Source organism: Boseongicola sp. (assembly GCF_057460485.1).
Map to the genome: position 1 here is coordinate 1 of NZ_JBVCWP010000160.1, position 9,205 is coordinate 9,205.

8 protein-coding genes and 1 pseudogene are annotated in these 9,205 nt (G+C 57.7%); 5 read left to right on the forward strand and 4 right to left on the reverse strand.

The window, feature by feature from the left end; genetic code table 11:
• Nucleotides 1–523, forward strand: a 523-nt coding sequence (locus AC221Y_RS15850) for an endonuclease/exonuclease/phosphatase family protein (protein ID WP_486707718.1), incomplete at its 5' end; no start/stop codon positions are given.
• Between the two features lie 119 nt (nucleotides 524–642).
• Nucleotides 643–1,338 (forward strand): IS6 family transposase, encoded by a 696-nt coding sequence (locus AC221Y_RS15855; protein WP_486707719.1) that lies wholly within the window; start codon nucleotides 643–645, stop codon nucleotides 1,336–1,338.
• A 65-nt stretch (nucleotides 1,339–1,403) separates the two neighbouring features.
• Here the strand turns inward: AC221Y_RS15855 and AC221Y_RS15860 are convergent, their stop codons facing one another.
• From AC221Y_RS15860 to AC221Y_RS15875, 4 genes are all read right to left on the reverse strand, one after another.
• Nucleotides 1,404–2,411 carry an ATP-grasp domain-containing protein gene (locus AC221Y_RS15860; RefSeq protein WP_486707720.1) on the reverse strand — a complete coding sequence of 336 codons (1,008 nt, stop codon included), beginning with the start codon at nucleotides 2,409–2,411 and terminating at the stop codon, nucleotides 1,404–1,406.
• On the reverse strand, nucleotides 2,408–4,321 hold the full coding sequence (locus AC221Y_RS15865) for a peptidase MATCAP family protein (RefSeq protein ID WP_486707721.1): 1,914 nt from the start codon (nucleotides 4,319–4,321) through the stop codon (nucleotides 2,408–2,410). Before AC221Y_RS15865 ends, AC221Y_RS15860 begins: the two co-directional genes overlap by 4 nt.
• Nucleotides 4,309–5,052: an N-formylglutamate amidohydrolase gene (locus AC221Y_RS15870; protein WP_486707722.1), complete on the reverse strand. Its 744-nt coding sequence runs from the start codon at nucleotides 5,050–5,052 to the stop codon at nucleotides 4,309–4,311. The genes AC221Y_RS15865 and AC221Y_RS15870 overlap by 13 nt, the downstream gene beginning before the upstream one ends.
• Before the next feature lie 346 nt (nucleotides 5,053–5,398).
• Entirely contained in the window at nucleotides 5,399–6,145 is a 747-nt protein-coding gene (locus AC221Y_RS15875) for a TMEM164-related integral membrane acyltransferase (RefSeq protein WP_486707723.1), read from the reverse strand.
• Between the two features lie 679 nt (nucleotides 6,146–6,824).
• On the opposite strand from AC221Y_RS15875, the gene AC221Y_RS15880 reads away from it, so the two are divergent.
• The 3 genes and pseudogenes from AC221Y_RS15880 to AC221Y_RS15890 all read left to right on the forward strand — a co-directional run.
• Nucleotides 6,825–8,240 (forward strand): NfeD family protein, encoded by a 1,416-nt coding sequence (locus AC221Y_RS15880; RefSeq protein WP_486707724.1) that lies wholly within the window; start codon nucleotides 6,825–6,827, stop codon nucleotides 8,238–8,240.
• Between the two features lie 15 nt (nucleotides 8,241–8,255).
• Nucleotides 8,256–9,029 (forward strand): slipin family protein, encoded by a 774-nt coding sequence (locus AC221Y_RS15885; protein WP_486707725.1) that lies wholly within the window; start codon nucleotides 8,256–8,258, stop codon nucleotides 9,027–9,029.
• Nucleotides 9,030–9,107: 78 nt separating this feature from the next.
• Nucleotides 9,108–9,205, forward strand: a pseudogene (locus AC221Y_RS15890) (IS6 family transposase); the annotation flags it as partial.

A 9,205-nucleotide genomic window follows, 5' to 3' on the forward strand; every position in this document is an offset into this window, starting at 1 on the left:
ATTCGTGGTCCCGCGCACGCACCGGCGCGGTGAGCTTGGTAACGCGATCTTGTCGAGATGGCCCATCACCAGTCTATTTGTTCTGGATCTCTCGTTTTCGCGTCTCGAACGGCGCTCGGCGATGGCTGCAAAGTTCGACTTGGGCAAACGCTCCCTGACCGTGGTCGCGACGCACTTGGCGTTGCGGGATCGCACCCGTCAGCGCCAGGTACGCTCCATCCTAAGCCACCCGCAGCTCCGGGGTCCGGTGGTGCTTATGGGGGACCTGAATGCCTGGCGTCGCTCAAAGGCCACCCAGGCCTTGGAAGCCGAGCTCAGCGCTCACCACAACCACTGCTGGCCGGCGTCTTTCCCCTCGGCGAGACCGATCCTGGCTTTAGACCGCATTTACTCGCGCGGCGCGCCGGTCGAGACTCTCGAGGTACACTGCAGCGCTGCAGCGCGCCGAGCCAGTGACCACCTGCCCGTCATCGCCGTGCTCAAGCTGCCTGCCAATCTTCTTTCGAGCAGGTCCGTTGAGTAAGTTGCAGGGGGCTGGCGAAGTGGCGCGGCATGCCATTTGGGAAGCCGAGGATGTCTGCTTTCGGCATTGTCAGAGTAAATTGGCTTGAGCCTCCTGGCGAGGTTTCTTAGCCTCCCGTGATGCACAATCCCTTCCGTTATTTCAACAGCTCGCCCCAGGTGATCCGCCTCACGGTGATGATATACCTCCGCTATCCGCTGTCGCTACGGCAGGTCGAGGATATTCTGTTCGAGCGCGGCATCGACCTCTGCCACGAGACGATACGGTTCTGGTGGACTCGCTTCGGTCCGATGTTCGCCGCGGAGATCAGGAATCGACGCCTTCATCATCGGTCGTTTTCGCAATGGCGCTGGCACCTGGACGAGGTCTTCGTCAGGATCAATGGAGAGACGCATTACCTCTGGCGCGCCGTAGATCACGAAGGCGAGGTCCTCGAAGTTTTTGCCACAAAACGCCGGGATCGCATGGCTGCGTTGAAGTTTTTGAAGCGTGCGATGAAACGCTATGGCCGGCCCAACGCAATCGTGACGGACCGGCTTCGATCTTACGGCGCCGCGCTAAAGGTCATTGGGATTGTGGAGCGTCAGGAGTGCGGTCGCTGGCTGAACAATCGGGCTGAAAATTCACACCAGCCGTTCCGACGACGAGAACGAGCGATGCAGAGGTTCAGGGCCGCAAGGACCCTACAGAAGTTTGCCGCCGCTCACGCATCAGTCCACAATCACTTCAACCACGACCGCCACCTCAACCGCCGCGACATCTTCAAACAGAACCGTTCTGCCGCCCTGGCCGAGTGGCGTCAGCTGGCGGCTTGAACGCCTCAGACCAGCGCACTTCACAGACTCGTTCGGATTTGTCTGACAATGCCAAACAAAGACCATCAAGCTCGTTGCGCCACCACTCTCCGCTCGAGTGCTTCTACGATGGGGATCGCGAAATCAACTCCTGCCAGGCGCCCGGCGGTCCAAAGCCCACCCGGAGTAAAGACGTTGACCTCCACCATTTTGCCGCCGATGATATCAAGGCCAACCAAAAACATCCCATCTAACTTCAACTGTGGCCGCGCTGCTTCGGCGATCCGGCGGATCTTATCGGTGATCTCAGGGAGCTCGCCGTGGCCACCCGCAGCCATGTTACTTCGCAAATCACCTTTTGCCGGCACTCTTCGAAGTGCGGCCACCGCTCCGTTTACCTCCAACAACTCGCCTTCAAGGAGAAAAAGTCGCGTGTCACCATCGGCTGCCTCTGGAAGGAACTCCTGCGCGATTACATATCCCTCCCGACTTACGGTCTCAAACATCTGATTGAAATTGTAGGAATCATCGCGACGAACAAGGAACACATTGTGCCCGCCAGACCCACGGAGCGGTTTGATTACCACGCTGCCGCCGACCTCATCCATAAATTGCCTCACCGTCTCGGGATTGCGGCTTATGAGACATCGCGGCCTAATTCCCGCGGGAAAGAACTGCAAGTAAAGCTTATTGACCGCGTGATACAGTCCCTCCGGGCTATTAACGACGACGACGCCGGCCTGTTCAGCGAGACGTCCGAAGTTCACGCCAGCGAGTTGCGCCCAAGGACGATCCAACGCATCAGCTGCAGGATCGTTACGCAGAAACAGGGCGTCAAGCTTATCGACCGTTAGGTCTAGACAGGCCGTTTCAACGGACCTCAATGACGCGATCAGCTCACTTACGGATGCGAGTCGTTGAGATGCAAGACGGCGCGCATCAGCATGCACGCGACCATCCGGCGCCAATGCGAAACGCCCGACCTCAACATACCAGACCTCGTGCCCCCTTCGATGGGCCGCAAGTGCGAGATGCGTTGTGGTGTAGTTGACCAATTCGGTTGCAAGATCGTTGATTACGAAGCCGAGCCTCATGGCGCACCTCGATCGACAAGCGCCAGTAGGTCCACCCCTTCCCGCAACGCCGCTAATCGCTCGAGCGCTTCGGGTTTTTCCAGATAGCGCGGCTTAAGCGGGCCCGGCGAGATAACCTGGCGCCAGCGCAATTCCTCAACAATATCAATATGTTCAAGAGAGACCTTGCCAAGCAACAGGTCATCAAAGCTGTGGCCTTTGGCCAGATAATCGAGAATGCCAATTAGGCCGCGCAGATAGACTACATCCTTGGTCAGTCCGCCACCTCGATGCACCCGCATCGCGATGGTGAAAGCGGCACGTCTGCCGAAACCGTGGGCGTCGTGAAGCAGTCGGAAAGTCTCAAGAAAGTCTGCACCCTCGACCACACTGTCGACGGCCACGACGCGTCCGGCAAGGAGACGCATTCGCTGCCTGGTCAATCCGCCCGATAGATACTCCGAAAGCATGGCAACACCCTCTTGGGTCTGCTCATAACCCGGCATTCCCGTATGGAACTGCGAAAGCGGCTGCTGCAGGCCGTTATAGTAGGTGAGGATATGTGTTCCGATTTCATGGTGGAGCGTTGCATCTACACGCGTCTCGGACACCTTCGCAGAATGGCCAACAAGGAAATGGCCGCGCGACACCATCAAACCAGGTACGTCAGTACGCATTTCAACGCGCGCTGGAAGGTCGGGCCAATCCTTGCGGTAGCGGGCAAGTTCGCGCTCGGCCAATCCGGCAAAGCGTTTAGCATCGGCTACCCGACCGCCATCGCCCTGCGCTTCGGGTTGGAGAGTCTTGAGGAGGCGATTGGCTGTACCGAGAAGATGCTCGTCGGGGCGACCGAAAACCTGCTGGCTTTCAAGAAGAAATTGCGGTGTGCCTCGATCGGCGATCATTGTGATCATACGATCAAACTCGTCGCGCTGGGCCGCAAACAGATGGTACAGAGCCGGGTCTTCGATTCGCTCGATCGGAACTTTGTAAAGCGCAAGTTTCAGCGCGCCCGGATCAATCGTCTGTGGGCGATAAAGGAACTCGGGGATGGCTTGGCAGCTGGCATCTACGAATCGCTGATATGCCGCGTCCGTGTTGACCGGCGTCGCGTGAAGAAGCAGGTCAAACGAGTCACCAACTTGGGCAAGGCCCTCATCCGCGACGGACACGGCACGGGTCATCGCCCTTCTTCCCAGCTCCTGATAGTGCGCTGGCCGATAGCGCGCTCGCGCATGCACAAATGTGAAGAAGGCCTGCCGGAGAGCCCGCCCGAGCCGTCCCGTGAAAAGCCTCAGTTCGATCGGGATGACCTTCCCCGCTTCCGGGTCGCGATAGATTGGAGGAACCTCCAGGCCTACCAAATAAGCGCTCTGCTGCTCTTCCTCTTCACTCGAGAGTAATGGTGGCAATCCAGGCGATGCTGCGCCTGAGCAATAATCAATCGCGATCTTGGTTGCCCGATCGCGTGTTGTTGCAAGTAGCGAATGTTCAAGCGACTCAATTGTCGCATCCGGCACACCATGACGTGCCGCAACTATGCGGAAGCGCACGGGAGCAGGCCGTTCGTTGGGCTCGGCGGGCAATCCATCTGGCGCAGACCAAAGCTCGAGCACGAGGACGGCGCCATAAGCCTCCACAATCACATCTAAAAGTCTGGTGATGAGCGCTTTTAGAAGAGGTTGATACTCCTCGGATCCGCTGCTCAAAATATAAGATGCTTGCCCTAATAAGAGCTGCTCGGTGCCCATATCCGATCTGGTGTCGGGACGCCGATATACACAAATAAATGGCTGTGGACGATCTATATGGATACGTCCGCCGCCGGGAAGCCTCTTACGCAGAACCTTACCGGATTTAAGCTTCAAGACCATTTGCTCAATTTCGTCGGTCGTTCTGAGCACGTCCGAATCGATATTCAGCGGGTCCATGGAACACCCTCAATCCGATTGAGTGTCGCCCGAAAAGCCGCGAGCAGAGCCTCGAAAGCCGCCTCATCAAGCTCGCCGGTCCATTCATCCATGAAAATCTTCTTTACCTCAATAGCAAGGCAGCAGCCGCTATGAGGAAAATGCGTATGAACAAAACGCGCGAGCTGACGTCCACGGAAGTTAACATTCTCGCGAACGTCGAGATGTCGCCCGAGATAATCTGCCTCTTGCAAGCTTTCCATAAATCGATCTACAAGCGGCGCCCAATGAGCGCGGTCCATACTACCTGTGCCGACATTAATTTCGGGATTGCGCTCTGGATCAGCCGGCTGTTGGTCGGGACCAGCGCGTCGGTGATTATAGCTATGGCAATCGAGGACAAGAAAGCGGCCTTCTCGCTCTTCAATTTCCCTTAAGAGCGCACCTAGCATTTCGTAGAAGGCTGCATGTTCCAACAGTGAGCGGCGATACATCGTCTGGGTGAGCCCGTCATTTTGTTTCCATACACGAAGGTTCCAACAATCCTCAGGCTGCACGCAAATCGCTTCATTGGCTTTACGATTCAGATCGACCTCAAAGCGCGATCGGAAAGTTACAATATGCGTGCCACAAAGCGCCGCAATACGCTCGGTATACGGATCCTCTTCTCTCAAGCGAGTTTGATCGTCGATTTTGAGTGCTGATCGCAGGTCGCAACGCATCTCGTGGCCAGCGTGGACGGCAAGGCCCACGAAGGGACCAGAGCCAGCCTCAATCTGCCACAGCTCATTCGGACTAAACGTCTTGATATCAGAGCAAGCGACATCTCCAAGAGCATTGTGGTTGGGTGTCTGAGATATAGAATTGCTCATTTGCGACGACTAAACCCGAGTTTCTCGTTGCACATAAATTCCAAGCTTTCGTTCCAATGCGCAAAGCGAAAGAAAGCGTATCGACCTTAAGATCTCTCTGCTCTGGCTGGCTCTCCTGGCAGGCCCAAGGCCAACATCGGCAAGTTGAGTGGGGATGTCCGCTCTAACCCCTCAAAGCGGACATACTAACCGTCGGCACTGAGGTCTGCCTCGCAAATTCAATGTGCTACCGGTCAGGCGACTTGTGCAATTTCAATGTCCGCCCCCGCCATGGTAGAACCAAGATCGCAAAGCCCGCGGCTGCCAAAGCAACGACAAAAAGTGCTCGCAAGGGCCAGGGACCGAGCGCGTCGATAAAGGGAGGTACTCTCGCTGGGGGTGGATTGCCGAGAAAGCCAAAATTCGTGCCAAACTCGAGATTCAGGGGAACGACTATCGCGAGATAGAGTGCGCTCACCACATAGACGCGCCAGAGGTCCTGCCAATTAGGCCGGAAGCCGACCACCGCGAGGTCATAGACGGCGCAGGCGAGGACAATCGTGTGCTGCGCCCAGAACAGCCAGAAGAAGGCGCCAGCCGGGCCAGTCGTCAGAGTCGGCTGAATAAAGGCCTGGGTGGTAAGCGCAAAGGTCCAAAAATAAGCCGTCGCTCTGAGCCAGCGATTGAGGGTGAGCAACGCAAGCGGCGCGATCAGGTTATTGAGTTCGCAGATATGCAGCGGTAGGCCGGACGGGAGGTCGAGCCCATCGCGGTACCACAGCATGGTGTAGGAGACGACCCAATACGCGATCGCGAAAACACCGAGCGCGCGCCGCAAGTCTGTTTTCCTGGTGTCGGACAGGGCACGGCCGATCCCACCAAGGGAGGCGACCGCCAAAACGCAGACGCAGATGGTGACAAGGTGCAGTCCACTGTAGGGAATGAACCTGCCCCATGTGCCGGCGAAAACCAGGTTGAGTGAAGAAATGGTCATGTTGCGTTAGGAGGCACGTCGGCATCGTGAGTGGTGAACTTGTGCCTGCTGATGTCTGCTTTGGGTCATTCGCAGACATCACGATATGGCTCGATCGACTACACTCCTAAACTGGGATCCCGAAACTGGCCTGTAGAGAGAAAACGCCAGGAGTCCCCTACTCTACCCCAAGACGCATGTCTCTCGGGCTATGCTTCCAGAGAACCGAAGCCAATTGGTGGCTGATTTCTGAGCTTCTTCCGGGGTATTCGATGGGCTCTTACCGAGAGAGAAAAAAGCCCGCGACTAGGTGGCTGTGCTGGCAGTCTGCCGCGAATCCCTCTCCGCTTGTCAGATTCCCTGATCACTGGGAAAATAAAGGGAATTTGGCCGATTTCTGGCTCGAGATGACCGAGGCGCTCCGGCTTTCGGGAGGAAATTCAATTGGTTGCGAACGTAACTCCCTAGCCGCCAAAGCAGGGAAAATTTGCAGACGAGCAGGGAACCCCAAGGCGCATAACAGCGAACGAGCGGCGCGTTTGCCTCATGTGTAAATCGGCGTGCGCGTATAGGATCGCAAACATCGCTCTCAATGATGCGATGATTCAGCCTTACGATGCGAATCCAGACCGGATGGAATTTTCGGAAAGGACAGCCTCCCCGCTATGATCCTTCTCTGTGGAACCACGGGCCAACACGAATGAAGAGAAATAGCGCTCTCTTCACCGCCTTCGCCCCAGCAATTGCGGTTTTTTTCCTGGCGGCTTCCGCTTGGGCCGTAGACCAGCCGGGCCAGCCAACGGCACTTGTAATGCCGGTCGAAGGAGCCATCGGTCCGGCCACGGCCGATTATTTCAAGCGCGGGCTCCGCGCCGCAGCCGAAAGCGGAGCGTCCCTGGTGATTTTGAGGATGGACACGCCGGGCGGTCTCGACAGCTCGATGCGCGACATCAATCGCGCCATTCTTGCTTCTCCAGTGCCGGTGGCGACCTATGTGCATCCAAGTGGCGCGCGCGCTGCAAGCGCTGGCACCTATATCCTCTATGCGAGCCATATCGCGGCCATGACGCCAGGCACCAATCTCGGGGCCGCGACGCCGGTCACGATCGGGAGCGGTTTGCCGCTGCCTGGCGGCGACAAGGATGAGGAGAAGGCCAAGAAGGTCGAAAAGACCGAGGAGGGGGAGAAAGATACAGACAAGAAGCACACCCTGCCCCCGGCGAAGCCGATGGAAGCCAAGGCCATCAATGATGCCGTCGCCTATATCCGCTCGCTCGCAGAGCTTAGAGGCCGCAATGCCCATTGGGCGGAGAAGGCAGTGCGCGAGGCGGCGAGCCTACCTGCAAGCGAGGCGCTGAAGGAGAACGTCATCGATATCGTCGCGGACGACATCGACGATCTCTTGGGTCAAGCGCATGGCCGCGCCGTCAAGGTCGGCAAAGCCGAGATCGCGCTAGACACGAAAGATCTCAAGATCGAGCAGATCGAGCCGGATTGGCGCACGCGGCTACTTTCTGCCATCACCAACCCCAATGTTGCGCTCGTCCTGATGATGATCGGCATCTATGGGCTGATCTTCGAATTTATGAATCCGGGCGCGCTGGTGCCAGGCACGATTGGCGCGATCTGCCTGCTCATTGGGCTTTATGCCTTTGCGCTGCTGCCGGTGAACTATGCAGGGCTCGGTCTCATCGTGCTTGGCCTGGGCCTGATGGTCGCAGAAGCGTTTACGCCGTCCTTCGGCATTCTCGGTGTTGGTGGTGCCGCGGCCTTTGTGCTCGGCGCGGCCATTCTTGTCGACACCGAGGCCCCGGGTTTCCAGATCTCCTGGGCCCTCATCAGCGCGGTTGCGGTGATGAGCCTCGTCTTGACGCTAATTGTGGTGCGCCTGGCGATCTCTTCCCACGGCCACCGGATCGCCACGGGTATCGAGGAGATGAGCGGAGCGCGCGGCGAGGTTCAAGACTGGCAGGACGGCAAGGGGCACGTCTTCGCCCATAGCGAGCGCTGGCGGGCAGTCTCAGAGGCGCCGCTAAGTAAGGGCCAGCTTGTGCGCGTGACTGGCATGGACGGCTTGGTGCTCAAGGTCGAGCCTGACTCCACCGACGAGAGCTAAATGGAGAACCCCGTTATGTTCTACGATCTCATTTTCTATTTCGCGGTTAGCGTTCTTGTCCTGCTCTTTCTTTCCGCAGCCATCAAGATCCTGCGCGAGTACACGCGGGGTGTCATTTTTACGCTCGGCCGCTTCACCGGCGTGAAAGGGCCCGGGCTCATCATCCTCATTCCCCTCGTGCAACAGATGGTGCGCGTCGATCTTAGAGTGAGGGTACTCGACGTGCCGACTCAAGACGTGATCTCCCGCGACAATGTCTCAGTGCAGGTCAACGCGGTGATCTATTTTCGGGTGATCGATCCGGAGCGCGCCACGATCCAGGTTGAGGACTTCATGCAGGCGACGAGCGAACTCGCACAGACGACTCTCCGCTCGGTGCTTGGCAAGCACGAGCTCGACGAGATGCTGTCGGAGCGCGACAAACTCAATAGTGACATCCAGGAGATTCTCGACGCGCAGACCGACGCCTGGGGCATCAAGGTAGCCAATGTCGAGATTAAGCATGTCGACATCGACCAGACCATGGTGCGCGCCATTGCTCGCCAGGCAGAGGCTGAGCGCGAAAGGCGCGCCAAGATCATCAATGCCGAAGGCGAGGCGCAGGCGGCGCAGAAACTGCTCGAAGCTGCCAACATCCTCTCCAAGCAGCCGGAGGCGATGCAGCTGCGCTATCTCAGCACGCTAAATGTCATCGCCGGAGAGAAGAGCTCGACCATCGTCTTCCCCTTCCCGGTGGAGTTGAGCAAGTTCCTGGCGGGTGTGCGCGAGGGAGGCACGAAAGGCAAGTAGGGACGCGGGATGTGACAACACGGCATTGTCAGAGTAAATTGGCTCGAGCCTCCTGGCGAGGTTTCTTAGCCTCCCGTGATGCACAATCCCTTCCGTTATTTCAACAGCTCGCCCCAGGTGATCCGCCTCACGGTGATGATGTACCTCCGCTATCCGCTGTCGCTACGGCAGGTCGA